General features: G+C 57.9%; 26 protein-coding genes. 10 read left to right on the top strand and 16 right to left on the bottom strand.

The window, feature by feature from the left end; genetic code table 11:
• The first annotated feature begins 40 nt into the window (after positions 1 to 40).
• The 3 genes from ACR0FB_RS00840 to ACR0FB_RS00830 all read left to right on the top strand — a co-directional run bounded on the left by ACR0FB_RS00840 (position 41) and on the right by ACR0FB_RS00830 (position 2,641).
• Positions 41 to 856 carry a chromate resistance protein ChrB domain-containing protein gene (locus ACR0FB_RS00840; protein WP_480619328.1) on the top strand — a complete coding sequence of 272 codons (816 nt, stop codon included), beginning with the start codon at positions 41 to 43 and terminating at the stop codon, positions 854 to 856.
• Positions 853 to 2,106 carry a chromate efflux transporter gene (gene chrA, locus ACR0FB_RS00835; protein ID WP_171632627.1) on the top strand — a complete coding sequence of 418 codons (1,254 nt, stop codon included), beginning with the start codon at positions 853 to 855 and terminating at the stop codon, positions 2,104 to 2,106. The genes ACR0FB_RS00840 and chrA overlap by 4 nt, the downstream gene beginning before the upstream one ends.
• Positions 2,107 to 2,182: 76 nt before the next feature.
• A complete protein-coding gene (locus tag ACR0FB_RS00830) occupies positions 2,183 to 2,641 on the top strand; it encodes an SspB family protein (protein ID WP_171632630.1) in 459 nt (152 codons plus the stop codon).
• Between the two features lie 27 nt (positions 2,642 to 2,668).
• Here ACR0FB_RS00830 and ACR0FB_RS00825 read toward each other — a convergent pair whose 3' ends face one another.
• The gene (locus ACR0FB_RS00825; protein WP_171632634.1) at positions 2,669 to 3,232 is read right to left on the bottom strand and encodes a hypothetical protein; all 564 of its coding nucleotides are present in this window, start codon (positions 3,230 to 3,232) and stop codon (positions 2,669 to 2,671) included.
• Between the two features lie 205 nt (positions 3,233 to 3,437).
• Here ACR0FB_RS00825 and fumC point away from each other — a divergent pair, with 205 nt between their 5' ends.
• From fumC to ACR0FB_RS00805, 4 genes are read left to right on the top strand one after another with little or no spacing between them, the layout of a single operon-like run.
• The gene (gene fumC / locus ACR0FB_RS00820; RefSeq protein ID WP_480619325.1) at positions 3,438 to 4,832 is read left to right on the top strand and encodes a class II fumarate hydratase; all 1,395 of its coding nucleotides are present in this window, start codon (positions 3,438 to 3,440) and stop codon (positions 4,830 to 4,832) included.
• The gene (locus ACR0FB_RS00815; protein ID WP_480619324.1) at positions 4,832 to 5,008 is read left to right on the top strand and encodes a DUF4169 family protein; all 177 of its coding nucleotides are present in this window, start codon (positions 4,832 to 4,834) and stop codon (positions 5,006 to 5,008) included. Before fumC ends, ACR0FB_RS00815 begins: the two co-directional genes overlap by 1 nt.
• Entirely contained in the window at positions 5,005 to 5,226 is a 222-nt protein-coding gene (locus ACR0FB_RS00810; protein WP_152457905.1) for a ribbon-helix-helix domain-containing protein, read from the top strand. Before ACR0FB_RS00815 ends, ACR0FB_RS00810 begins: the two co-directional genes overlap by 4 nt.
• 58 nt (positions 5,227 to 5,284) lie before the next feature.
• Entirely contained in the window at positions 5,285 to 5,887 is a 603-nt protein-coding gene (locus tag ACR0FB_RS00805; RefSeq protein ID WP_480619322.1) for a DNA-3-methyladenine glycosylase I, read from the top strand.
• Positions 5,888 to 5,891: 4 nt separating this feature from the next.
• Here ACR0FB_RS00805 and ACR0FB_RS00800 read toward each other — a convergent pair whose 3' ends face one another.
• The 4 genes from ACR0FB_RS00800 to ACR0FB_RS00785 form a co-directional block, all read right to left on the bottom strand.
• Entirely contained in the window at positions 5,892 to 6,773 is an 882-nt protein-coding gene (locus ACR0FB_RS00800; protein ID WP_480619320.1) for a fructose bisphosphate aldolase, read from the bottom strand.
• 73 nt (positions 6,774 to 6,846) lie between these two features.
• Positions 6,847 to 8,196, bottom strand: coding sequence for a cytochrome P450 (locus ACR0FB_RS00795; RefSeq protein ID WP_480619996.1), 1,350 nt, complete (start codon positions 8,194 to 8,196; stop codon positions 6,847 to 6,849).
• A 2-nt stretch (positions 8,197 to 8,198) separates the two neighbouring features.
• Positions 8,199 to 9,401, bottom strand: coding sequence for a hypothetical protein (locus ACR0FB_RS00790; RefSeq protein WP_480619318.1), 1,203 nt, complete (start codon positions 9,399 to 9,401; stop codon positions 8,199 to 8,201).
• A 62-nt stretch (positions 9,402 to 9,463) separates the two neighbouring features.
• Complete coding sequence (locus ACR0FB_RS00785) at positions 9,464 to 10,216, bottom strand: cytochrome c biogenesis CcdA family protein (RefSeq protein ID WP_171723327.1); 753 nt, start codon at positions 10,214 to 10,216, stop codon at positions 9,464 to 9,466.
• 106 nt (positions 10,217 to 10,322) lie between these two features.
• On the opposite strand from ACR0FB_RS00785, the gene ACR0FB_RS00780 reads away from it, so the two are divergent.
• Positions 10,323 to 10,556: a sulfurtransferase TusA family protein gene (locus ACR0FB_RS00780; protein ID WP_171632649.1), complete on the top strand. Its 234-nt coding sequence runs from the start codon at positions 10,323 to 10,325 to the stop codon at positions 10,554 to 10,556.
• A gap of 48 nt (positions 10,557 to 10,604) precedes the next feature.
• Here the strand turns inward: ACR0FB_RS00780 and ACR0FB_RS00775 are convergent, their stop codons facing one another.
• The 8 genes from ACR0FB_RS00775 to purC all read right to left on the bottom strand — a co-directional run bounded on the left by ACR0FB_RS00775 (position 10,605) and on the right by purC (position 20,780).
• Positions 10,605 to 13,475 (bottom strand): Rne/Rng family ribonuclease, encoded by a 2,871-nt coding sequence (locus ACR0FB_RS00775; RefSeq protein WP_480619316.1) that lies wholly within the window; start codon positions 13,473 to 13,475, stop codon positions 10,605 to 10,607.
• A 508-nt stretch (positions 13,476 to 13,983) separates the two neighbouring features.
• Positions 13,984 to 15,318, bottom strand: coding sequence for a sigma-54-dependent transcriptional regulator (locus ACR0FB_RS00770; protein WP_050603452.1), 1,335 nt, complete (start codon positions 15,316 to 15,318; stop codon positions 13,984 to 13,986).
• A 12-nt stretch (positions 15,319 to 15,330) separates the two neighbouring features.
• Positions 15,331 to 17,013 (bottom strand): sensor histidine kinase, encoded by a 1,683-nt coding sequence (locus ACR0FB_RS00765; protein WP_480619994.1) that lies wholly within the window; start codon positions 17,011 to 17,013, stop codon positions 15,331 to 15,333.
• 132 nt (positions 17,014 to 17,145) lie between these two features.
• The gene (gene purQ / locus ACR0FB_RS00760; RefSeq protein ID WP_152457897.1) at positions 17,146 to 17,814 is read right to left on the bottom strand and encodes a phosphoribosylformylglycinamidine synthase subunit PurQ; all 669 of its coding nucleotides are present in this window, start codon (positions 17,812 to 17,814) and stop codon (positions 17,146 to 17,148) included.
• An 11-nt stretch (positions 17,815 to 17,825) separates the two neighbouring features.
• The gene (locus tag ACR0FB_RS00755; RefSeq protein WP_480619314.1) at positions 17,826 to 18,869 is read right to left on the bottom strand and encodes a zinc-dependent alcohol dehydrogenase family protein; all 1,044 of its coding nucleotides are present in this window, start codon (positions 18,867 to 18,869) and stop codon (positions 17,826 to 17,828) included.
• Positions 18,870 to 18,873: 4 nt separating this feature from the next.
• Complete coding sequence (purS, locus tag ACR0FB_RS00750) at positions 18,874 to 19,104, bottom strand: phosphoribosylformylglycinamidine synthase subunit PurS (RefSeq protein WP_480619312.1); 231 nt, start codon at positions 19,102 to 19,104, stop codon at positions 18,874 to 18,876.
• Positions 19,105 to 19,219: 115 nt separating this feature from the next.
• Positions 19,220 to 19,885 (bottom strand): MarC family protein, encoded by a 666-nt coding sequence (locus ACR0FB_RS00745; RefSeq protein ID WP_210092316.1) that lies wholly within the window; start codon positions 19,883 to 19,885, stop codon positions 19,220 to 19,222.
• A 139-nt stretch (positions 19,886 to 20,024) separates the two neighbouring features.
• A complete protein-coding gene (gene purC, locus ACR0FB_RS00740) occupies positions 20,025 to 20,780 on the bottom strand; it encodes a phosphoribosylaminoimidazolesuccinocarboxamide synthase (protein ID WP_209833217.1) in 756 nt (251 codons plus the stop codon).
• 187 nt (positions 20,781 to 20,967) lie between these two features.
• Between purC and ACR0FB_RS00735 the strand changes: the two genes are divergently transcribed.
• Complete coding sequence (locus ACR0FB_RS00735; protein ID WP_171632670.1) at positions 20,968 to 21,285, top strand: DUF1476 domain-containing protein; 318 nt, start codon at positions 20,968 to 20,970, stop codon at positions 21,283 to 21,285.
• Positions 21,286 to 21,406: 121 nt separating this feature from the next.
• Positions 21,407 to 22,420 carry a betaine--homocysteine S-methyltransferase gene (gene bmt, locus ACR0FB_RS00730; protein WP_171632672.1) on the top strand — a complete coding sequence of 338 codons (1,014 nt, stop codon included), beginning with the start codon at positions 21,407 to 21,409 and terminating at the stop codon, positions 22,418 to 22,420.
• Between the two features lie 11 nt (positions 22,421 to 22,431).
• Here the strand turns inward: bmt and ACR0FB_RS00725 are convergent, their stop codons facing one another.
• The 3 genes from ACR0FB_RS00725 to ACR0FB_RS00715 all read right to left on the bottom strand — a co-directional run bounded on the left by ACR0FB_RS00725 (position 22,432) and on the right by ACR0FB_RS00715 (position 25,700).
• Positions 22,432 to 23,208 carry an enoyl-CoA hydratase-related protein gene (locus tag ACR0FB_RS00725; protein ID WP_480487472.1) on the bottom strand — a complete coding sequence of 259 codons (777 nt, stop codon included), beginning with the start codon at positions 23,206 to 23,208 and terminating at the stop codon, positions 22,432 to 22,434.
• Positions 23,209 to 23,283: 75 nt separating this feature from the next.
• Positions 23,284 to 23,739 carry a cytochrome c-type biogenesis protein gene (locus tag ACR0FB_RS00720; protein ID WP_480490111.1) on the bottom strand — a complete coding sequence of 152 codons (456 nt, stop codon included), beginning with the start codon at positions 23,737 to 23,739 and terminating at the stop codon, positions 23,284 to 23,286.
• The gene (locus tag ACR0FB_RS00715) at positions 23,736 to 25,700 is read right to left on the bottom strand and encodes a heme lyase CcmF/NrfE family subunit (RefSeq protein WP_171116071.1); all 1,965 of its coding nucleotides are present in this window, start codon (positions 25,698 to 25,700) and stop codon (positions 23,736 to 23,738) included. The genes ACR0FB_RS00720 and ACR0FB_RS00715 overlap by 4 nt, the downstream gene beginning before the upstream one ends.
• Positions 25,701 to 25,703: the final 3 nt, after the last annotated feature.

Genomic DNA, 25,703 nt, shown 5'->3' with positions numbered 1-25,703 from the left:
CCAAGTTTCGCATGTATCCGCGGTCACAAGGAAACATGCCATGGCATCGCCCAACTCTATTTCTCCCAAACAACTCCTGCGTCTGATTGGTACTCCGAATGCGCCCGTTCTATTCGACGTCTGCCTGAATGACGATTTTGAAGAAGATCCCTATCTGATCCCCGCATCAATCCGGCACCCGGCCACGGATCTTCAGGGGCTTTTGTGCAAGATCTCGGGCCGTTCGGTCGTGATTATCTGTCAAAAAGGCAAAAAGCTGAGCCAGGGCGTTGTCTCCTGGTTGCGCAGCGAAGGGCATCAAGCCGAATATCTGGAAGGTGGAATGCATGCCTGGCGCGACATGGTCGATGCTCCACGTGTGCCCGCAACACGCATTCCTGATCGAATTGGTGGCCATACGCTGTGGGTCACACGTCACCAACCCAAGATCGACAGAATCGCATGTCCCTGGCTGATACGCAGGTTTGTTGATCCCGACGCCAAGTTCCTGTTTGTGGCACCCGGCGAAGTCGAAAGCGTTGCGACTGTTTTCGGGGCGTCACCTTTTGATATCGAGAACACGTTCTGGAGCCACCGAGGCGACAATTGCACGTTTGACACCATGTTGGATGAATTCGAGCTTCACTCCCCTGCGCTGGACCGGTTGGCGACGGTCATCCGGGCAGCGGACACGAACCGGCACGCGCTTGCACCCGAAGCGGCGGGATTGTTGGCGGTGTCTGTCGGGCTTTCAAGGCAGTACCGCGATGACCATGAAAACCTGAAAGCCGGGATGAAGCTTTACGACGCGATGTATCGCTGGGCGCGCGATGGGTTTGACGAAAGCCATGACTGGCCCACCGGGCGAACGTCATGACACCGACACTGGCCGAGATTTTCAAGGTCTTTGGCAGGATCGGTCTGCTGTCTTTCGGCGGTCCTGCGGCTCAGATTTCCTTGATGCATCAGGAATTGGTCGAACGCCGACCCTGGCTGGATGAACAGACTTACCTGCGCGCCCTGTCTCTGTGCATGTTGCTGCCGGGCCCCGAGGCGATGCAGCTGGCAACCTATGCGGGGTGGCGCCTGCGCGGCGTTGCCGGCGGGCTGATTGCCGGCAGCTTGTTCGTGTTGCCCGGCGCGTTGGTGATTGCGGTTCTGGTCGCGCTCTATTCAGTATTTGGCGATGTTCCCTTAGTGCAGTCGGCCTTCACGGGCATCAAGGCAACCGTCATCGTCATCGTTTTGCAGGCGCTCCGCAATCTTTCGCGCAAGGCATTGAATGATCGCGAGCATCGAACAATCGCAATCCTGTCCTTCCTGGCCATTTTTCTGCTGAACCTTCCTTTTCCGGCGATCATATTCGTTGCCGCAGCTTGGGGGTACGTGACCTTCAAAGGACCCGTAGAAACTCCCACGCGAGAAGGAACACCACATCTGGCGCGGTCTCTGCGAACGATTGCTGTCTGGTTGCCCCTTTGGTTGGGCCCGCTCGTTACTCTGAGCGTCACAGGCCATCAACTGCTGAGCGATCTGGGGTGGTTTTTTGCCCGACTCGCCGTTGTGACGTTTGGCGGCGCATATGCCGTATTGGCCTATATGACCCAAACGGTTGTCGACCAGTACCACTGGATCAGCACGGATCAGATGATTGATGGGCTGGGTCTGGCGGAAACGACTCCGGGGCCGCTCATACTTGTCACACAGTTTGTCGCCATGCTGACCGGGCAACTGACCGGCGGGTTCACGCTGGCGCTTGCAGCCGGTGCGGTTGCATTGTGGGCGACGTTCGTTCCGTGCTTTCTTTGGATTTTTCTTGCGGCCCCATATCTTGACCGTCTGGCTGCGCGTCCTCGCCTGTCCGCGGCCCTTCATGGAATCACCGCGGCCGTCGTCGGAGTGATTCTCAACCTTTCCGTGTGGTTCGCCCTGAATGTTCTTTTCGAATCGGTGTCTGAAAAATCATGGGGTCCTCTGGCAATCCCCATGCCGCAGATTTCCGCGTTGAATTTTACCGCATTCGGTCTAACTATCCTTGCTGGGGCCTTGATTTTTCGACTGAAATTAGGGATGGGAACCGTGCTTGCCCTGATGTCGATTGCCGGCCTGGCTGCACACAATATCTGATCAATCCGGTCGTACCCGCCCTTTCGTTTCCGAACAAAACCCCTATGCTGAGCATAACCACTTTTGAGGATCACACATGTCGCAAGGCATCGACTATGGAAACCTGATGCACACCGCCATGCGCGGCTTGATCAAAACAGTGCTGAAGGACGTTTCTGAAACCGGTTTACCCGGGGCGCATCACTTTTTCATCACGTTCGACACACGTGAAGATGGTGTGGAAATCGCCGACTGGCTGCGTGAACGCTATCCCGAAGAAATGACCATCGTCATGCAGCACTGGTTCGAGAACCTCGAAGTCGGTGACCTCGGCTTTGGCATCACTTTGAACTTTGGCGATGCCCCAGAACCGCTGTACGTCCCTTATTCCGCAATCAAGACTTTCGTGGACCCATCCGTGGAATTCGGCCTTCGCTTCGAAAGCCCGGAAGACGAAATCGAAGAAGATCAAATCATCGAAGACGACATCGAAGTCGAAGACGAAGAAATACATCACGATGCGGATATCGTGTCGCTGGACAGCTTTCGGAAGTGAACCTTCAAACCCCGCCCGGCGCGGGGTTTATCGTTTCATTAGGAAAGTCTCGACCGATCGTGATTTTTGACCATCTATGAATCGTGAAAACGCGAGGTTCAGCCCACCTTGTGCAAGCGTGCGGTCGAATTGCTGCAACTCATATCCTCCGTCCTCGTCAATGAACAAAGAAAACACGGTCAGTGTTTCGCCGACGATGCGGCCCCATACAAATGGCTCGCCCTTCATCGGGTCCAACGGGACTTCGTGACCAAAGACATTGCGTTTCATCGCCGCCGAAAACACATCCGGTCGATCCGACGGAACAAAATCAATCGAGAACTTCTGTTCCTTTACGCGTCCATCCAACTTGTATGTCGTCGTCCGCCAACTGACGTTGAAACCGTTCTTGGTCTCGAAGATGGAAACGCTCATGTCGCGGGGCGTTGTCGTGCCATCCGCGTCCACAACTTCGGCTGAACCGATATAATCTCCTGTGAACGGTGTAATGTCTGCCGCGCGGGCCGCTGCGCTCAGAACCGACAGCCACAAAGCGCAAACTGCAAGTATCGCGACTGCTTTTCCAAGCGTAAGGCGATGGAAATCTGGCATTTTGTCCTCCATGGCGTCTATTGCTCCATTGTAGCCCAGCGGTATCGGCAAACAATGCACATTCCCCGCCTATGACGATTAAAGTGACGCACCCCGCGCCTATACCTTTGACGCCCTTAAGTTTAAGGTGCGCGCAACTGGCCGATTGCGTCACGGCGTGGCTGCGGCTAAACGGCATACAACTGCATACCAGACGGAGTGACCGATGTCTCAAACCCGCACAGAATCCGACAGCTTTGGCCCGCTCGAGGTTCCTGCCGACAAGTATTGGGGCGCACAGACGCAGCGCTCGATCATGAATTTTCCCATCGGCTGGGAAAAACAGCCGGTCGCCATCGTGCGCGCGCTGGGCGTGATCAAGAAAGCCTGCGCCATGGAAAACAAGGCAACGGGCAAGCTGGACGCAAAGATAGCAGATGCGATCATTCAGGCCGCAGGCGAGGTGATCGAGGGCAAGTTCGACGACAACTTTCCGTTGGTCGTGTGGCAGACGGGTTCGGGCACACAGTCGAACATGAATGCGAACGAGGTCATCGCCAACCGAGCCATCGAGATTCTGGGCGGCAAGATCGGTTCCAAAGACCCGGTACACCCGAATGACCACTGCAACATGGGACAATCGTCGAACGATACTTTCCCAACCGCCATGCATATCGCAACAGCGATGAGCGTACGCGACGTCCTGCTTCCCGGCCTTGAAAAACTGGCGTCCGGGCTCGAGCAGAAGGCCGGGGAGTTCAAGGACATCATCAAGATCGGCCGAACCCATACGCAGGATGCGACACCGCTGACCTTGGGTCAGGAGTTCAGTGGCTATGCCCACCAGATTCGTCAGGGAATCGCACGCGTACATGCGGCGATGCCGGGGATTTATGAACTGGCCCAGGGCGGCACGGCCGTTGGCACCGGCCTGAACACCCAGCACGGCTGGGACAAAGCGGTCGCAGGGCATATGGCCCAGATCACTGACCTGCCCTTCGTGACGGCGCCGAACAAGTTCGAAGCGCTGGCCGCGCATGATGCCATGGTCTTCCTTTCGGGCGCTTTGGCGACGATTGCCGGCAGCTGCTACAAGATCGCAAACGACATTCGTTTCCTGGGCTCCGGGCCTCGTTCCGGCCTGGGTGAGCTGATTCTGCCGGAAAATGAGCCCGGCTCGTCGATCATGCCCGGCAAGGTAAACCCGACGCAGGCCGAAGCGCTGACGCAGGTCGCCGCGCATGTGATGGGCAACAACGCGGCGATGAGTTTTGCCGGGTCGCAAGGGCATTTCGAATTGAACGTCTACAATCCGATGATGTCCTACAACCTGCTGCAATCGATCCAGCTGTTGGGGGATGCCACCGACAGCTTTACCGAGCGGATGCTAATGGGCATCAAAGCGAACGAGCCGCGCATCGACAAGCTGATGAAGGAATCGCTGATGCTGGTCACGGCGCTTGCCCCTACCATCGGTTATGACAATGCGACCACCGTTGCGAAAACCGCCCACAAGAACGGTACCACGCTCAAGGAAGAAGCCATCGCGCTGGGCTTTGTGGACGAAGCGACCTTTGACGCTGTCGTCCGCCCCGAACAGATGATCGGCCCAAAAGACTGATGGGCAAGCCGGTCACTCTGAACCGGTATCGAAAGGAAAAAGCGCGGGCCGAAAGAAAGGCCCGCGCTGACCGGAACGCCGTCGCATTTGGGCGTACAAAAGCTGAAAAAGAAGTCGTGAAGCTTCAACAGAAAAAACAAAAGCGCGACCTCGACAATCATGAGCTGGACGAATGAGCGGCCGTCCTGTCAAACGCTCTCTGACCCTGAAAGGACACCGAACTTCGGTATCACTCGAGGATGAATTCTGGCGTGCTTTTCGCGAGATCGCTCAGGAACAAGGTAAGCCAATCAATGTCTTGGCGGCTGAAATTGATGTGGCCCGCGACCCGGAAACGGGTCTTGCATCGGCCATACGCGTCTTTGTGCTGAACTGGTTCCGCAACCCTGATTGAGACTTGTCACGCCCTCTACTCGACGTGTAACGTGAGCTGGAACAAAAAGGGTACAACCATGAGCGACACCATTACCGGGCCGGATGGGCAGCAAAGATGCGCATGGTGTCAGGCCGCGCCCGAATTCTTTGAATATCACGACAATGAATGGGGTTACCCTGTCGACGATGACCAACGGTTGTTTGAAAAACTGTGCCTCGAAAGCTTTCAGTCAGGTCTCAGCTGGCGGACAATCCTGAACAAGCGCGAAAACTTCAGGAAAGCCTTCTGCGGATTTGATTTCAACAAGATGGCCGTGTTTTCTGATGCCGATGTGGAACGCCTGCTACAGGACGCCGGGATCATCCGTCATCGCGGCAAAATTGAAGCGGTGATCAACAATGCGCGTTGCGCGCAGGACCTTGTGGCCGCCGAAGGATCTCTGGCGGCTTATGTCTGGCGTTATGAGGCTGAAACACCCCCGCCCCCGCAAACAGCATCCACATCACCCGAATCCGTGGCCATGTCGAAAGATCTCAAGAAACGGGGATGGAAGTTTGTTGGCCCTACAACCGTGTTTGCGTTCATGCAGGCCATGGGGCTGGTCAATGATCATGCCGAGGGCTGCATCGTCAGAAAAAAAGCGGCACAGATGCGCCGCTCTTTCATCAAACCTGCCTGACGGATCAGACCGAGGCTTTGTAAATCTTGTCGATGTTGCCACCCAGAGCCGCGTTGAATTCGGCATCTGACTGCTGCTTCGACAGACCTTCGGTCAAAGCCCGCGAGAAGGATGCGATCATCTTGCCGTTTCGGCTCAACAGGTCGCAGGCTTCTTCCGTCGAATAACCGCCGGACAGGGCCACAACGCGCAAGACCCGCGGGTGGTCAGCCAGCGCATCATACAGGTTTGCCTGTGTCGGGATCGTCAGCTTCAGCATCACTTCCTGGCCTTCGGCCAGTTGATCGAGGTTTTTGAGAATTTCAGCCTTCAGAATGTCTTCCGCCTCGGCCTTGGTTTCCGAATGGATGTTCACTTCGGGTTCCACGATCGGAACCATACCGGCATCGGTGACTTCGCGGGCGACGTCGAACTGTTGGGCAACCACCGCCGCGATGCCATCGGCATTCGCTTCGTGAATGACCGAGCGTTCCTTGGTGCCGAACACACCATCGGCCTTGGCCAGGGTCTCGGCCAGACCGGGGATCGGTTTCATCATCTGAACGCCATTTGCCTGTTCTTCCAAGCCTTTGTCGATCTTCAGGAAAGGCACGATACCTTTGACCGACCACAGATAATCGGCAACCTTGCAGCCTTCGATCTCTTCGCCCAGGGTACGTTCGAACAGGATTGCGCCAATCACTTTGTCCTTTGTGAAATCGTCGGCCAGAATGATGCGGGCACGCATCTTCTGGATTTCACCGAACATCTCTTCCTCCGAGCTGTAGTCGGATGCCTCGACACCATAAAGCGCAAGCGCTTTCGGGGTTGATCCGCCGCTTTGATCCAGTGCCGCGATAAAGCCCGTGCCGTTGATCATCTGCGCGCGCTGTTCTGCTTTGGACATATTGTTTTCCCGTTCAATGATGATTCCGATGTTCTTCCCCGCATACAACAGGGCGTGAACCGATGGTAGGTTGTTAGCGCTCAAACAGGCGTAACCATATACCATCTTTGGATCGAACCGTCAGGTGAGCGACCGGAACGGGTGTTTTTCCCGGGATTGTTTCGAACCGGTAGCGGCGCAAGAGCATTGACAGGATCAGCGGCCCTTCGACCATTGCAAACCCTGCCCCGGTGCACACTCGGGGGCCTGCTGAGAACGGGATGTAAGCGTCGCGCTGGCACCGCTTGCCGTTTTCCGTGCCCCAACGGCTGGGATCAAAACCGTCCGGATCGTCCCACAAACGCGCCTGACGGTGCAAATGCCACGGGCTGATCACGATCTGCGCGCCAACCGGAACATCCCGGTTACGGAACCGTTCGGGGCACGTGGTCTCGCGGACCATCATGGGCACCGGAGGATAAAGGCGCAGCGCTTCACGGAACACATCCCGGCTGATCCGAAGTTTTGAAACAGAGGCAAATGAAGGATCATCCAGAACGGCGGCCTCCTCTGCAACCTTCTGCTGCCATTCCGGGTAAAGGGCCATCAGGTACAGCGTCCAGGCCAAGGCTGACGCGCTGGTTTCATGCCCGGCAAGAAAAAAGATCGCCACCTGATCAACCATTTCCTCGGGGTCGAAGAATTGCCCGGTTTCGGGATCAGCCGTCGTCATGATCTTGGTCGCAAGATCATCAGGTGCCGTTCCGTCCTTGATGGCCTTTGCGCGTGTTCTGGTCAGTTCGGCAATCAGCGCCCTGATATCCCGCGCGTTTTGTTTGGTCGCCCCGGAATGAAACCGGGGCAGCCACTTTGGCAAGGGAACAAAAGCCGCCAGATTCAGCAAAGGTTGCGCGCGTTGATAGGTCCGGAACTTTTCGAACACCTGGCTGGCGATAGCGTTGCCGATTGGAACGGAAAACAGGGTGCGAAATATCACATCCGCTGCCGCATGGCTTGTCTGCTCTTCGAATTCGAGCTCCCCTCCGACATGAGGCCGCAGCCGTTTCACACACGCCTCGGCGGCGGCCAGCATGGCCGGGAATGTATCCTTCAGACGCCCGCCTTCGAACGCCGGATCGATAATCCGCCGCTGTCGTTTCCAGACCTCGCCATTGGTCAGAAACACCGAATTGCCAAGCAACGGGCGCAGGCCTTCGCCGATCCTGCCGGACTTGGGGAAATCGTCAGCCCGTTTCTTGAGGACCGTTTGAACCAGTTCCGGTTGATTGATCAGAAACGACCGGAAGAACGGGGTTTTGAATTCTGCCATCCATGCTCGATACAGCCGGGCTGGCTGGGCCGACAGCAGGTCATGTCTGAACAGTTTCACATAGCGCAGCAACGAAACTTTCTCGGGGCGCGGGTCTGGCTTGGGCGGGGTCATGGTCATGGGTGTACCGAGGTGAACTTGGAGACAGGCGTCTCGATGCGGCTGCGCGAAGCCTCACGATCCGCAAACCTTTGCCCCAACGTCAACGGGCCAGCCGTTATCCGGAAATAATCATAACTTTCCGGCTTGTCGAAGGCGCAAAGATACTGAAAATGAAGGCGAAAAAACCGCCATCGCAAAGCCTTCCAGCGTTCCGGAGACAAGGTTTGCGAAAAAGCCGCTGACAGGACCAGCGGCCAGCGTTTATCAGCATCGGCCACCCCTGTGACCGCAACCGGATCGCAAAGCGCAAAGGCGCAGCCATCACCGGGGGCCGAGACATCGATCCAGCTGAGCTCGGACCGTGTGGACAGGAAATGCAGATCGGACCGCAAATCGTGTGCCTGGGGCAGAAACGAGACCATGGGAACCACCTGTCCCAGACTGAGAAACGACAGCACCGCGCCCTGCTCGTGCACTTTCGTTTTTCGGATCAGCTCGGCCAGAACAGACACCCCCAGATGCGCGCCCGAGCTGTGGCCAACGACCAGCACTTCATCCACATCGGAATTCAGCGCCTCTTGGATCGCTTCACTAAACGAAGACAACCTGTCCCGCAGCTCGACCGGCATTTGCCCGCTCAACTGCGCTGAATAGGCGTAATCATGCATAAGGTAATACGCAAACAACCGGTTATCGACCTTGCGAAACCACAGCAGCAACGCGACGGCGATGGCCGCTCCGGGGAATATCCCCCACCAACTTGCCATGGCTATGCACGCCCATGCCAACGCAAGCGCGATCAGCAGCTGAGACACCAACATCGCCACAGGATACAACGCGGCGATCACCGGGCCCTTGCGCAATCGCATCAGACGCCACAACGTACCGGTTGACATGTAAATCCACGCCGTGCGGGCCAATTGCCAATAGGTCGCCGGGATCGAGGCCGACATGCTGTCGCGCACGATGTCGGACCAGACCAGAACCTCGAATTCCGTATCAACATTCAGGCCATCTTGTTCCGAGGTCACACGCCACCCAAAACGCCCGTCCGTGGCCTTTGGGGATATGGCGATCTCGTACCCCGAGATCCGGGCCTGATTCTGCGATTCACTGCGATACAGCTCGCGATATCGCCGGGGCGGCATCGGATCATAGCCGGGTATATAGAACACCCGACGTCTGCGCACCTGCGGCTGATTTGTGTGACTGCTCATGCCCTTACCTTCTGATGCGCAGGTTAACGCAGGCTTGCAGCCAAGGTAAGAGGGTCAGTTGATCACCCGAAATTTGCCAGCGCCGGAAAAGTCTCCAGCAACCACCAGCTGAAACGGGTGAAAAGCCCGGTTATCAGCATGATGCCCACAAACAGCAACAGCCCGCCCATGATCTTTTCGATCGTGCCCATATACGGTTTGATCCGGTTCATCACGGTCATGGAGCGATTCAGGAACATGGCTGCCAACAAGAACGGAATACCCAAACCCGCAGCGTAGACCCCCAGCAGAAACGTGCCACGCGCGACCGACGCTTCGTTCGCCGCCAGTGACAGGATCGCACCCAGTTGAGGACCAATGCAGGGGGTCCAGCCAAATGCGAAAGCCAGGCCAAGGATGTAAGCGCCAAAGACCGACCCACCGGAATCACCGGTTTCAATCCGTGCTTCGCGATCCAGAAAAGGAATCCGGAAAACATTCAGAAAGTGAAGGCCAAAGACGATGACAACGGCACCGGATAGCTTGGCGAACAGAACCTGATTTTGCAGCACAAACGCGCCAAAGGCCGATGCGGTAAAGCCAAGCAGCAGAAACACGGTCGACAGGCCCATGACAAAGAACAGCGCCGACAGGGTCGCCTTGCGCCGCGCACGGGCCTCGTCCTGCATCTCATGTATGGTAACGCCGCTCATATACGCCAGATAAGGCGGTACGATTGGCAATACGCAAGGCGACAGAAAGCTGATCAGGCCACCCAGAAGCGCGACCAACATGGCGGGCAGCAGTCCCGCGTCTATGATTTCGATTCCGAACATGTTTCTGCACATATGTGATGAAGAGCAATCCGTCACGGGGCCAAACAGTCACATCCTCGTGCTCGGAATCTGGACAATATTACAACTTCGCCCTATCCCGAAAATCATGTCAGAGATTACAGATACCCTGGACGCTTTGGGCCTGTTGTGCCCCTTGCCCGTCCTGAAAGCCCGCAAACGATTGAAATCCATGCCCGAGGGTGCCGTTCTGCGGGTGCTGGCCGATGATCCTGCGGCCATCGTGGATGTTCCGCATTTTTGTGCTGAGGCCGGGCATACACTGCTTTCCCAGAACACTGACGGCGCACATCAGATCTATCTGATCAAAAAATCCGGCTGACCTTCGTTGCAGGTCAAAAAAGGCGGGCCGATCAGCCCGCCTTTCTCGTTAACTTCCCAGCGACCACCAACCGCGACGTTTGGGTTTGGCGGGTACAGGTTCAGGCTCTTCCGCCACGCTTTCAAGCACCGGCTCGGGCGTTGTTTCCGCTGGCCCGTCTTCGGCAGGATCGTCGGTTTCTGAAACGTCAGCGGCTTCTACAGCTTCCTCAGAAGGCTTTTCACCCTCATCCGCTTCTTCAACCGCTTGTGCCGCATCCACACCGTTTGCAGGTTGCTCTTCCGACGGCGGAGCGTCAGCCTGTGCTTCGGCTGGTTCAGCGGCCACCTCAACTTGTTCCGCTACGACCTCTGCGCTTTCGCCCGCGATGCTCTCGCCGGTTTCCTCGGCTGCCGGCTCTTCCGTCACGGCGTCCGCCGTCGTGGCGGATGGCTCTTCAGGCTGATCCGCAACTTCTTCGGCCACCGCATCTTTCTTGCGACGGCGCGGAGCGCGTTTGCGCTTGGGCTTTGCCGGTTTTTCTTCCTCCGAAGCCTCAGCTTCAGCCGGCTCAGCACTTTCGACGTCAGGCGTATCGCTCTCTGCGTCTTCTTGTGCTGGCGCGTCACCCTCTTCTGCGGTCTGCTCCGGCGTATCCCCATTGCCCGCGCCTTTCTTGCGACGACGACGACGGCGCTTGCGCTTGGGCTTTGCCTCTTCTTCGGTCTGAGCGATTTCCTCTTCGGTCTCTTCCGCGTCCGATGAATCGACAAGATCCATCAGCGACGCATCGACAGAAACAACAGGCGCCGTGGCCTCGGGAACAATCCGGCTGGCCGTCTTGAATTTCTCCATCGAGAAGTCCGGGCTGACCAAATGGATATCCCCTTCGATCCTCACCGAAAGCCCATACCGGGCCTCGATCTGGGCAATATGCTCGCGCTTCTGGTTCATCAGGAAGTTCGCGATACTGACCGGGCAGCGCACCAGAACCTCGCGCGAGCGGCGGCGGGTGCCTTCCTCTTCGATCTGACGCAGGATCGACAGCGCCATGTTGTCGTCCGAACGGATCAGGCCGGTGCCGTGGCATGCCGGGCATGGCTGTGTGGTCGCCTCGATCATACCGGGGCGCAGACGCTGACGGCTCATCTCCAGCAGACCAAAACCCGAAATACGACCAACCTGAATGCGGGCGCGGTCGGTTTTCAACTTGTCTTTCAGACGCTTTTCGACAGCAGCGTTGTTCTTGCGCTCGTCCATATCGATGAAATCGATGACAATCAGACCTGCGAGGTCGCGCAGGCGCAACTGACGTGCAACCTCTTCCGCAGCTTCAAGGTTGGTCTTGAGTGCGGTTTCCTCGATCGAGCCTTCCTTGGTCGCCCGGCCCGAGTTCACGTCGATCGCCACCAGCGCTTCCGTCACGCCGATCACGATATAGCCACCGGATTTCAGCTGTACGGTGGGATTGAACATCCCGGCCAGATAGCTTTCCACCTGATAGCGCGCGAACAGAGGCAGCGCATCTTCGTACCGTTTCACGTTCTTGGCGTGCGACGGCATGATCATCTTCATGAAGTCCTTGGCGATGCGGTACCCGCCCTCACCTTCGACCAAGACTTCGTCGATATCACGGTTGTAAAGATCTCGGATCGACCGTTTGATCAGATCACCTTCTTCATAGATCTTTGCCGGCGCGATGGATTCCAGTGTCAGCGCCCGGATCTGCTCCCACAAACGCTGGAGGTATTCATAGTCGCGCTTGATCTCGGATTTGGTTCGCTTGGCTCCGGCGGTTCGAATGATCAAACCCGCCCCGGTTGGCACATCGATATCCGTTGCGATCTCTTTCAGCTTTTTCCGGTCCGCCGCGTTGGTAATCTTGCGGCTGATGCCACCACCACGTGCGGTATTGGGCATCAGAACGCAATACCGTCCTGCCAGCGAAAGATAGGTCGTAAGCGCAGCACCCTTGTTTCCGCGCTCTTCCTTGACAACCTGCACCAGCAGAACCTGACGTACTTTGATGACTTCCTGTATTTTGTAACGACGCGGGCGCGGTTTGCGCGGCGGACGAATGTCTTCGCTGTCATCATCGTCAGCAACCGATTCAATCGATGCGTCTTTTGATGCAGCGTCTGTACCTTTGGTTTCGTCAACGTCCTCATCAGGGTCTTGTTCATCATCCGCAGCTTCGACAGGTTCTTCTGCTTGCTCGGGCTCGGATTGGGCTTCATCGCCTTCCGATAAAACGTCTTCAACGGCCTCCACCGCCTCTTCGGCCTGATCCTCCGCGTCGTCGTCCGAGACCTCGACAGCCTGTTCAGTTGCTTCCTCGGCAACGTCGTCCAGCGCAGCCTCACCCGAAGCGGTTTCGGTTGCTCCTTCAGTGGCCGCCGCGTCATCGTCAACCGGCTCCTCTACCGGAGTTTCAGCGACGACTTCCATCGGCGACGTTCCTTCCGGAACATCAACATCTGCTTCTTCACCCTCGTCCAGATCGATGGTTTCCATGCCGGTTGGTTCGGTCGAAACCTCCATCGTTTCAACCGGATCATCCGATTTCACGTCAGCAGCCTTCGCACGAGACCGGGTCCGCCGCTTCTTGGATTTGGCCTCCTCAGCCTCATCGCGCGCCTTCATAGCCTCGGCATAGGCGCGCTCTTCCTCCATCAGCGCCTCACGGTCAGCGACAGGGATCTGGTAATAATCCGGGTGAATTTCAGAGAATGCCAGGAAACCATGCCGGTTCCCGCCATAATCCACAAAGGCCGCCTGAAGCGACGGCTCAACCCGCGTTACTTTTGCAAGATAGATGTTGCCGGCAAGCTGGCGTTTGTTTTCGGATTCAAAATCGAACTCCTCGACCTTGTTTCCGTCAACCACCACGACGCGGGTTTCCTCCGCGTGGGTGGCATCGATAAGCATTTTCTTAGCCATTTGTCCTTGGTGCACCGCGCCAAACGCGTTGTCCTGACCTGTCCAGGCGGACAGGCGCTTTTGGGGAGGTGTCTTGTCAGGGCGATATCAGACGGCGCGCGGCAGGGTCTGGCGCTGTGGCCCCCTGCCCGTTCTCTCAATCGTTGCGCGCGCGTCATCGCGGTTCTTCTCCGACAGGCGCGTCTGAACGCAGCCTGCCCATTTATTCCTTTCGCCCAGTGATCCCGGGCTCAGGTACTCCACTGCCCGTTGATGGGCATAATCGGTCTGCTGAACCGCGAGGTCTTGACCCTCACCAACGGATCAGCAGCGAAACTCAAAGATTCGGGACTTGCAGGCGTCAAATTCGCCCGGCCCGTTCCGACACAATAAAAGCAACCCTGTGGAAAAGACAATGGGCAAACTGCATTCTGCGCCCAAACCAGCGGTGACGCCCCCTTCATCTGGCCAAAAATATCCCGGGGGAGGCGCCACAGGCGACGGGGGCAGAGCCCCCAAATCGCATCGCTTACAGATAGTCCGAACGCTGAAGGCCGTATTTGGCCATCTTCTCGTTCAGCGTCCGGCGAGGAAGGCAAAGCTCGTCCATGACTGACGCGATAGAGCCTTTGTGCCTGCGCATCGTATTATCAATCAGCATTCGTTCGAACGCTTCGACATATTCCTTCAGCGGCTTGCCCTCGGTGGTCATCACCGGCTGCATCTCTTCGTGATCGGACATCAACAGAGACGCGATGGTGCCCGAGCCACGGCGCGATTGCAGCACCGCCCGTTCGGCAATGTTGATCAACTGGCGCACATTGCCGGGCCAAGGGGCCTGCAACAATTGCGCAGCCTCCTGCGCGCTCACCTGGGGTGCATCGCAACCGTATTCTTCGGCAAACTGCTCGCTGAGACGGGTGAACAGGGTCAGGATATCTTCGCCCCGCTGCCGCAACGGCGGCATGGTGATGCGCAGCGCCGCCAAGCGATAAAACAGGTCCGGGCGCAGCACGTCTTCCGACGTCTTCCCCGCCTCCTGCAAGTTCGAGATGGCAACAATCCGGGTCTCTGCGGGTGTGCCCTGCTCGTTCATCACGCTCAGCAGTTTGGCCTGCAACGTATCGCTCAACGCTTCCACATCTTCCAGAACCAGCGTGCCGCCACGCGCCTCTTCGATGGCGGGCAGTTGCGCATCTTCGGGCATCATCGGGCCAAACAGGCGCTTGGCCAGTGCATCCTCTTCAAGCGCGGCGCAGGACACCAGAACAAACTTCTTGCCAGCACGGCTGCCAACGGCATGAAGCGCGTGAGCCACAAGGGTTTTCCCGGTACCGGTTTCACCGTCGATCAACACATGGCCGTCAGCCTGGCCGAGATCCAGAATATCCTCACGCAGCCGCTCCATGACCGGGCTGGCGCCGATCAGCTTGTTCATGATCTGGGTGCCGCCGGACAGCTCGCGCCGCAAGGCGCGGTTGTCCAGAGTCAGACGGCGCGCATTGCTGGCGCGTTTGGCCAGTTCGGACATCCGATCGGGGTTGAACGGTTTTTCAAGGAAGTCGAACGCGCCAACGCGCATCGCTTCAACCGCCATCGGCACATCACCGTGGCCGGTGATCATGATCACCGGTAAGGTGCTGTCGGCCCCCATCAGCTTTTTCAGAAGCTGAATACCATCCATTCCCGGCATCTTGATGTCCGAGATCACGATCCCCGGATAATCCGGCCCCAGAACCTTGAGCGCGTCCTCGGCGCTGGCAAAGGTTTCCGTGTCATACCCGGACAAAGCAAGCCATTGGCTGATCGATTGGCGCATGTCCTGTTCGTCATCCACAATGGCGATTTTCATGGCCTGTGCCATAGTCATTCCTCGTTATTCCGCGGCCTCAAGGCCGTCGCTTCCCAGTGCTGGCAACTGCATTTCAAACACCGCGCCGCCGTATTGGCCGTTGCGCGCAGTCAGCCGTCCCCCATGGTCGTTCACGATCCCCGACGAGATGGCAAGCCCCAGGCCCACCCCGTCTCCGGGCTGTTTGGTGGTATAAAACGGCTCGAACAGGTTCTCGATATCCTCGATCCCATGCCCGTTGTCGCGTACCGTCAGGACAGCCGTGTCACCCGCCGCCAGGATGATTTCCACATCCGGCTCTGCCACTGATTTGGTGGCGTCCAGCGCATTGCGCAAGAGGTTGACCATAACCTGCTCGATCCGCATCCGGTCCCCCATCACCACCACCGGTTCTTCCGGCAGGATCTGGGTGATCTTCACATAGCGCTGACGCAACTGCGGTTCCATCATCGACAAGGCCGAGGCCAGCGCTTCGCCAAGATTTACAGGTGAAAACGCATCTGCCCCCTTGCGCGCGTAAGATTTTAGCTGCCGCGTAATCGCCCCCATCCGCTCGATCAGACCATCGATGCGACCGAAACTTGCCAACGCTTCTTCCGGCCGGTTTCGACGCAACAGCAGACGGGCGCCGGCCAAATAGGTTTTCATTGCAGCCAGAGGTTGATTCAGCTCGTGACTGACCGCCGCTGACATTTCACCCAGAGCTGCAAGTTTCGAGCTTTGGGCAAGGGTCTGTTCGGCCAAATCCAACGTCTTTTCAACCCGTTCGCGTTCAGCGATTTCCCGCTGTAGCCTGGCGTTCAATGCGCGAAGCTCTGCCGACTCGCGCTGAAACAGGGTCATGCGCAGCGTCGCCCTTCGGCTCAGCGCGTAGAACGCCAGCGCCAGAAGAATCGCAAAGCCCATGATCTCGAGCGCCAGAACGCTGTTCACTTTCTCGCGGATCGAGGCATAGGTCGTGAAAGATGTCATTTGCCAGCCGCGGAACGGGATGCGCGTCTCCAGACGCATCACGGCCTCGCCTTGCAGGTAGGCGTCAGGTGGCAAAGCGGTCCAATCGGTGGTCGCGCGAATGGCCCGCTGGATCGCCCCTTGCGGCGGTTGACGCAGCAGGGCCGCCCCCTCATCCAGACCCCGCCAGCGCGGTTCGGTGGACAGAATGATGGTTCCGGTGCTGTCAGTGACCATCACCGCATCCGAAATACCGGCCCATGCCTGTTCAAACTTTTGCAGATCAACTTCGACAACGATCACGCCCAGTATTTCCGCACTGTTTTCAAGTCGGCGCGAATAGACAAAGCTGTATCCGCCGGATTCCTTGGGAATAACGGAAAAGATCGTCGCATTTGACCGGATCGCGTCCACAAAATACGGAATATTCCTGTGCGCCTCGCCCAGCCTGTTCCGATCCGTCGCCGCAACCGTTCGCCCGTCACCATCCAACAGCATCAACGACGCCGCACCGATTTCCTCAACGAACGAAATCAAACGCTGCGTCGATAACGAATAGTCTCTGGATTGCAGCGCCGAAATCAGTGTCGGGTCCCGCGCCAGCAACTGGGGCACGATCGAGTTGCGGCGCAGTTCGCTCAGCAAATTGCCCGAATATAGCGCAAGGCGCAGCTCGGCCCGGTTGCGGGTGGATTCGGTGAACCTGTCGGTCAACAAGCGGTTGGTGATCCAAACCGTTGCGATTGTTGCCACCATCAATACAATAACAGCCAGCCGCAGCCGCCACCCCAACGGGGCGCCGCGAAACGGTTTCAGCAGCTTTGACCAGCCTGATCGCACGTCCGAGTTCATGATCAGACGTTACGCGCGGGCGCGCGTGACCTCAAGTCACGCCGCTTCAAACACACCTGACAATGCGCGGAACAGCGCCGCCCCGTCGGTGCCGCCATGCCCTTGATCGGCCGCACGCTCGGGATGCGGCATCATACCCAGAACACGACGGTTTTCGGAAAGGATCCCCGCGATATCACCGACTGAGCCGTTGGGGTTCTCGGTATAGGTGAATGCGATCCTGTCCTGATCTCTCAACGCCGCCAGCGTTGCGTCATCCGCGAAATAGTTGCCGTCGTGATGCGCGATCGGAATACCGATCACATCGCCTGCGTTATAGCCACCGGTAAACACGCTGTCGCTGGTTTCGACTTTCAGGCCCACAGTCTTGCAGATGTATTTCAGCCCGGCATTGCGCAGCAGCGCCCCCGGCAGGATACCTGTTTCCGTCAGAACCTGAAATCCGTTGCAGATCCCGACCGCATAACCGCCGCGTTCAGTGTGGTTGACCACGGCCTTGCAGATCGGCGACTGCGCAGCGATTGCACCGCACCGCAGATAGTCACCGTAAGAAAACCCGCCCGGAACGCCCACGATATCAATACCGTCCGGCAGCGCCGCATCTTTGTGCCAGACCATGTCGACCTGAAAACCAGCCTGCTCAAAGGCGACCGCGAGGTCTCGGTCACAGTTTGATCCGGGGAAAACGATTACGGCTGCGCGCATGGCGGGCCCTCCTACGAGACAAAATCGGTGACGACCGCAACGCCCGGAGGGGTTGGGTGGTCAAAGGCGGCAAGCTCGGCGCTCACCTGGTTGAGAGATATTTTTCGCGTAACCAACGGGCTCAGGTCAATTCCACCGCCCGCGATCAGCGACAACAAAGACGGATAGCGCCAGCTTGGCATTCCGCGTGTGCCAAAGACGGAAAGCTGGTCAGAGTAAAGCACATCCATCGGCAACGCCATCTGGGTGTGATCTCCGGCAGGCATCCCGATCTGCACCATGCGCCCCATTTTGCGCAGGGAACGCATCGCGGAAACGGTCGTAGCTTCGACGCCAAGCGCCTCGATCGCGACATGGGCACCGCCACCGGTGATTTCCTTCACCACCTTAGGCGCATCGCAGGTTGCCGCATTGACCACCGCGTCAGCGCCCAGAGTCTGGGCATAGTTCAGTTTGTCATCCGTGATGTCGACAATTACCACACGTGCGCCAAGCGCCTTGCCCAGCAGCAAAGTGGAAATCCCGACACCGCCGCCGCCGAAGACGGCAATCCATTCACCGCCCTGAACCTGTGCCCGACCGACCAATGCCTGCCACGCTGTCGTCACGCGGCAACCCAACGCGGCCGCGATGTCCGGCGCGATGCTGTCCGGCAAGGATGTCAGGTTCGCGTCGGCATGGGCCACCGCGACATATTCTGCAAAAGCGCCGTCACAGGTGAACCCCGGCACAACCTGATCCGCGCAGATCGTCTGATGACCCTGCGCACAATCCGAACACCGGCCACAGGCCAGAATGAAAGGCGCAATCACCCGATCCCCGACACGCCACCGGGTGACGCGCGCGCCGACGGAAACCACCTCGCCGCAATATTCATGACCGGGGGTCATGGGCAGGATGACATCCGGGTCCGAACCAGACCACGCGTGCCAGTCAGACCGGCACACGCCGCAGGCCAGCACCCGCACGACCACGCCGTCTTCCGCAGGTGCGGGATCCGGGATCGTCGTTACCTCAAGCGGCTGACGGTAGGTGATCAGACGCGCGGCCCGCATTCCGTCAGACCAGTTCGATCTCGTAGCGTTCGATAACAGTGTTGGCCAAAAGCTTTTCGCACATCTCGGTCACATCTGCTTCGGTCGCCCCGTCGGCCAGTTCAAGGTCGATCACCTTGCCCTGCCGCACACCTTTGACCTGATCAAAGCCCATTGCGCCCAATGCGTGCCGAACCGCTTCGCCCTGCGGGTCCAGCACCCCGTTCTTGAGCATCACATGAACCCGTGCTTTCATTTTGGCAACTCCACCTGCGGGCCGCAATCCGGGACCCATTTCGTTGCGCGGGGGATAGCGCGCCAAATGGCTTTCGACAACCCTGTTTGCAAAGCAGTTTGCCGCAGCAATCCAACTATTCGCCTTCTTTGACCAATCCCGGATAATGCGCGTCAATCGCATGGAACGTGCCAGTCAGAACCATCTCGACCGCGACGGCGACCAGCAGGATGGCCATGATCCGGGTCAGGACGTTGATCATTGTCTCACCCAACAGACGCGAGATCTGATCTGCGAACAACAATCCCAGCCCCACGATCGCGCAGGCAATCAGGATCGCCGAACCCAGCGTCACGATTTCGGCGCCGTTCGACAGTTGGTGCGAAAAAACGATCGTGATGGCAATCGTGCCCGGCCCGATGGTCAAAGGTATCGCCAGCGGTACGACGGCAAAATTCAGTTTCCGCTCGTGCCCGTCGTCCATCGCGGCCTGATCGCCCGGCGGCCGGTCCTCGGCCTTCAACATCGACATCCCGATTCCGAAGATGATGATCCCTCCGGCTATCCGGAAAGCCGGCACATCAATGCCAAAAACCCCAAGCACCTCTTCCCCGATCACAACAGCGGTCAGCGCAATGACGGTAACCGAGATCATGACAACAACCGCAACATGCCGCCGTTCTTCCGCGGTGCAGTTTTTCGTCATGCTCAGAAAAATCGGGATGTTGTAAAGCGGATTGAAGATTGCAAGCACGGCGGCCAGAAACTTCAGAAATACTGTCTGATCAAACAGTTCCGCCATTTGACACCCATCCTGAACCTTTTGTGCCTGCCCGAGGCAAACATGCTGGGGAAACGGGAAACTGTCAATTTCAACCGCGAACGAAAAAACGCCGCAAACACGGTTGCGGCGCTTTGGCAAACTTGTGGTCCGGCTGTTCCTAGTTGATCAGCGTCGGCTTGGTGACATTGTTGTTGGGCAGGACACCCAAACGGCGTGCAACTTCGGAATAGGCGTCGGTCAAACTGCCCAAATCACGGCGGAACACGTCCTTGTCCAGTTTCTGGCCGGTTTCGATATCCCACAGGCGGCAGCTGTCGGGGCTGATCTCGTCAGCTACGATCAGTCGCTGATAATCGCCTTCAAACACGCGGCCGATCTCGATCTTGAAGTCGACCAGACGAATGCCCACCGCCAGCATCACACCGCTCATGAAATCGTTCACGCGCAAGGCAAGGCTGAGGATATCGTCCATGTCCTGCTGGCTGGCCCAGCCAAACGCGGCGATATGTTCTTCGGTGACCAGCGGATCACCCAGCGAATCGTCCTTGTAGCAATACTCGACAATCGGGCGCGGCAGTTGCGTGCCCTCTGCAATGCCCAAGCGCTTGGACATCGATCCGGCGGCATAGTTGCGCACGATCACTTCCAGCGGAACGATTTCGCAGTTGCGAACCAGCTGTTCACGCATGTTCAGGCGGCGAATGAAGTGGTTCGGAATGCCGATCTGGGTCAGGCCGGTCATGAAGAATTCCGACAGGCGGTTGTTGAGCACACCCTTGCCGTCGATCACGTCCTTCTTTTCCGCGTTGAAGGCGGTGGCGTCATCCTTGAAATACTGGACGATCGTGCCCGGTTCGGGGCCTTCGTACAGAATCTTGGCCTTGCCTTCGTAGATTTTCTTGCGACGCGCCATAAGCGACCTTTCCACTCTGCACAGAGGGATTGAGTCCCCTCACGTTGGCGTCCTCATAGTCCAAGCACCCATTTCCCGCAAGTTCATGTACCCGAGAGGCTTTGACGCAGCGCAAATCCCTTGCGCATGGGACGTCGTATAGTCATATCATCAGGAAAGAAGACATAACCCAAGAGGTCCTTGCCCTATGACGACGTTCGACGAACGCGAAAACGCCTTTGAAGCCAAGTTTGCCCATGATGAAGAGATGCAGTTCAAGGCACAAGCCCGCTGCAACAAGCTTTTGGGTCTGTGGGCTGCTGAAAAACTGGGTAAATCCGGTGCCGACGCCGAAGAATATGCAAAGACGGTCGTGATTTCCGACTTCGAGGAAGCCGGGCACGAAGATGTCGTTCGCAAGGTTTCGGGTGACCTGGGCAACCTGTCCTCGGTCGAGGAAATCCGCGCAAAAATGGCCGAGCTTCTGCCGGAAGCCAAGGCACAGGTTCTGAGCGAGACCAACTGAGCCCAGGGCGTCCGACTCATGATCTTCATGAGTTTTATGAATTTGATTTGACGCCTTGGTCATGAGACACGGGGCGTCTCTTTTTTTAACGGCGTTTTGCGCCTTTTTCTGGAACAACCCTATGACAAACGCGCTGAGCAAGCTTCTGGAATCCAATGACGCCATTCTGGCCGATGGTGCCACGGGAACGAATCTGTTCAACATGGGCCTGCAATCTGGTGACGCTCCCGAACTCTGGAACGTGGATGCCCCGGACAAGATCCGGGCTCTGTATCAGGGGTCGGTTGATGCAGGCAGCGATCTGTTCCTGACCAACACGTTCGGCGGCACAGCGGCACGGCTGAAACTGCATGACGCGCACAACCGCGTGGGCGAGCTTAACCGCATCGGCGCCGAGCTGGGGCGCGAAATCGCCGACAAGGCGGGACGACCTGTCGTCGTTGCAGGATCGGTCGGCCCGACTGGTGAAATCATGGAACCGGTCGGCAGCCTGTCGCACGCGGAAGCCGTGGAAATGTTCCACGAACAGGCGGAAGCGCTGAAAGAAGGTGGGGTGGATGTTCTGTGGGTGGAAACCATCAGCGCCCCGGAAGAGTTTCGCGCCGCCGCCGAAGCCTTTGCCCTGGCCGACATGCCCTGGTGCGGCACAATGAGCTTTGACACGGCCGGACGCACGATGATGGGTGTCACCTCGGCCGATCTGGCACAACTGGTCGAAACCCTGCCGAATCCTCCCATCGCTTTCGGTGCGAATTGCGGCACCGGCGCATCCGACATTCTGCGCACCGTACTGGGATTTGCCGCGCAAGGGACTGAACGCCCGCTGATTTCGAAGGGCAATGCAGGCATTCCGAAATATGTGGATGGTCACATCCATTATGACGGCACGCCCGAACTGATGGGGCAGTATGCCGCCATGGCGCGGGATGCCGGCGCGACCATCATTGGCGGGTGCTGCGGAACCATGCCCGACCACCTGCGCAAGATGCGTGAGGCGCTGGATACCACACCTCGTGGCGAACGCCCGACACTCGATCAGATCACTGATACGCTGGGTCCGTTCACATCCGCCTCGGACGGGACGGACGATGATGCGGCACCGGATCGCCGCACACGCCGCCGCCGCCGCGCATGATGCCAGCCTGATCAGCGCCCTTCGAATTTCGGAGGGCGTTTTTCCATGAAGGCCACAACACCTTCGGCAAAGTCCCGCGAACGGCCACATTCGCCTTGCAGGTGCGCCTCGGTCGCAAGCTGCTGTTGCAGGGTGTTTTCATACGTTCCGCGAATGGCTTGCTTGATTGCGCCATAGGCGGCCGTGGGGCCTTTTGCCAGATACTCTGCCCTCTTGCGCCAATGATCGGCGAAGGCGTCATCCGGCACGGCTTCCCAGATCATGCCCCATTCATCCGCCTGCTTTGCGGTGATCTTGTCGGCAAACAAGGCCGCGCCCATTGCTTTGGCCAACCCCATCTGACGGGGCATGAACCATGTTCCCCCGGCATCGGGAAGCAGACCGATACGGGCAAATGCCTGCAGGAAATAGGCGCTTTCGCTGGCAATCACCACATCTGCACAAAGGGCAAGGTTCGCGCCTGCCCCGGCCGCCGGTCCGTTCACCGCGGCAATCGTGGGCACCGGGCAATTGTGGATCGTCTCCAGCATCGGTTCATATTCATCGCGCAGCGACCGTTCCAGATCGATCTTGCCGGTCGAAGAGGCATCGCCCAGATCCTGCCCGGAACAAAACGCAGGGCCCGAACCGGTGATGACGACACAGCGCGCCTTGACCGCTGCATCTTTCATCGCGTGCGTAATCTCTGCCCGCATCTGGGTGGTCAGCGCGTTCATCTTGTCCGGCCTGTTCAGCGTCAGAACTGCCAGACCATCTGCAATCTCCAGAGCAACCGTTTCGTAATTCATGAAAACCCTCCCGTCGCGCCATGTGTTTTTGCACACTTACTGGCCCGGACGGGACGGGAAAAGCAGAACCACGCGTCAGTCTTCAAGAATTTGACGCAGACGTTCTTTTTCGTCCTCACTCAACGCGGCAGAGTCCACTGACGCACGGGCCTTGGACCGGGTACGGAGAAAGTTCAACCCAACCGCTGCAGCGATCAACAGCATGATTGGCCCGGCCAGCCACAAAAACAGGTTCGAGCCGCTGGCAGTCGGTTTCAGAAGTACGTATTCGCCATACCGATCAACGATAAACGCGATCGCCTGTTCGTCCGTATCCCCAGCCACCAACCGTTCCCGCAACAACACGCGCAGATCACGCGCCAAATCCGCGTTGCTTTCGTCGATGCTCTCATTGCGGCACACAAGGCAACGCAGTCCGGCGCTGAGATCCCGCGCACGCTGTTCCAGAACCGGATCATCCAGAACCTCGTCAGGCTGCACCGCAAAGACAGGGGTTGCGAACATCATCACAATCAGAACAAGGCGTTTCATTCCGCAGGTACTCCGCCGACCGGGGTTTTTCTTGCGCCTGCGGCCACGCGGAAGCGCCTGTCACACAGGCTCAGGACACCGCCAAGCGCCATCAGGATACAGCCGCCCCAGATCCAGTTTGCCAGCGGCTTGATATAGGTTCGCATCACCCAGCCACCATCTGCCTGTTGATCGCCGATCACGACGTAAAGGTCCCCGAGGAAACGATAATCGATCGCCGCTTCGGTCGTGGGCATCCGCGCAACGGGGTAGTCCCGTTTTTCCGGGTGCAATGTCCCGATCGGACGGCCATTCTTTTCAACCAGAACATCCGCCGTAGTCGAAAAATAGTTCGGCCCCTCGACCCGACGGACATCTTGCAGCGTCAGCGTGAACTGTCCCACTTCGAAAGGTTGGTTGGGTTGGGCGACACGAATATCCTCGTCCTCCCACGCAGTCAGGCCTGCAATGGCAAAGATGGTAACACCCAGCCCGGTATGAGCAACGGCTTTACCCCAATCCGCCCCAGGCAGACGGAACAAGCGTTTCAGGCTGCCATTGCGCCCCGTACGGCTCCACAGATCAACGATGGCGCCAAATGTAATCCACGCCCCAAGGAACAGACCCACCGGCCCCAAAGCGCTGCGGCCGGTCTGCATCGCCCAAACCAACAGGGCAATCGCCAAGGCGAGACCAAAGGCATAGCGCAGCGACCAGGCCGTTTTTCCAATCCGCCCGCGTTTCCACGGCAACATGGCCCCGATGGGAAGGATCAATCCCAGCAAAACCATGAATGGGGAGAATGCAGCGTTGAAAAACGGCGCTCCGACCGAGAGTTTGCGATCAAACATCATCTCGGCCACCATCGGCCACATGGTACCGACAAAGACCACGAAACAACTGACCGCCAGCAGGACGTTGTTTACGATTAGCGCGCTTTCGCGGCTGACCATGCCGAAAACACCCTTGGCCTCCATCGCCTGCGCCCGCGCGGCAAACAAAGTCAGCGCCCCGCCGATGAAAACCACCAGAATGAACAGGATGAACACCCCGCGTTCCGGGTCATTGGCAAAGGCGTGAACCGAGGTCAGCAGCCCCGAACGAACGATGAATGTTCCGATCAGCGAAAACCCAAAGGCAATGATTGCCAGCAGGATGGTCCAGCTTTTCAGCGCCTCGCGCTTTTCAACAACAATTGCCGAATGCAGCAGCGCTGCCGCCAGGAGCCACGGCATGAAAGAAGCGTTCTCAACCGGATCCCAGAACCAGAAGCCGCCCCAGCCCAGCTCGTAATAGGCCCACCAGGACCCCAGCGCGATGCCGATTGTCAAAAACACCCAGGCGGCCAGCGTCCATGGGCGAACCCAGCGGCCCCATGCCGCATCGATACGCCCTTCGATCAGCGCCGCGATGGCAAAACTGAACGCCATGCTCAGCCCCACATAGCCGAGATACAGAAACGGCGGATGGAAGGCCAAACCGGGATCCTGCAACAACGGGTTCAAATCCCGCCCGTCAAACGGCGCGATTGCCAGCCGGTCAAACGGGTTCGAGGTAAACAGTATGAAAGCAAAAAATGCCACGGCAATGGCAGATTGAACCGCAAGCACACGCGCCTTCAGGCTTGGGGGCAACCCGCCCCCAAAGAACGCCGCCATCGCTCCGAACAGCGTGACAATCAGCACCCAAAGCAACATCGATCCTTCGTGGTTTCCCCACGTCCCGCTGATCTTGTAGATCATCGGCTTGGCCGAATGACTGTTTTCGACCACGATCCGCAGCGAAAAGTCCGACACGATGAATGCCCAGATCAGCGCACCGAAGGAAAATGCAGTCAGCAGAAACTGGACGATGGCAGCAGGCTCGGCAAAAGCCATCCAGCCGGTCCAGTTTTTTGACGCACCGATCAGAGGCACCACGCTTTGCACGATGGCGACGAAAAAGGCGAGGATGAGGGCGAAGTGGCCAAGCTCTGTAATCATGCC

This window comes from Ruegeria sp. P10, from assembly GCF_056534925.1.
This window is presented reverse-complemented; position numbering and strand designations above follow the sequence as displayed.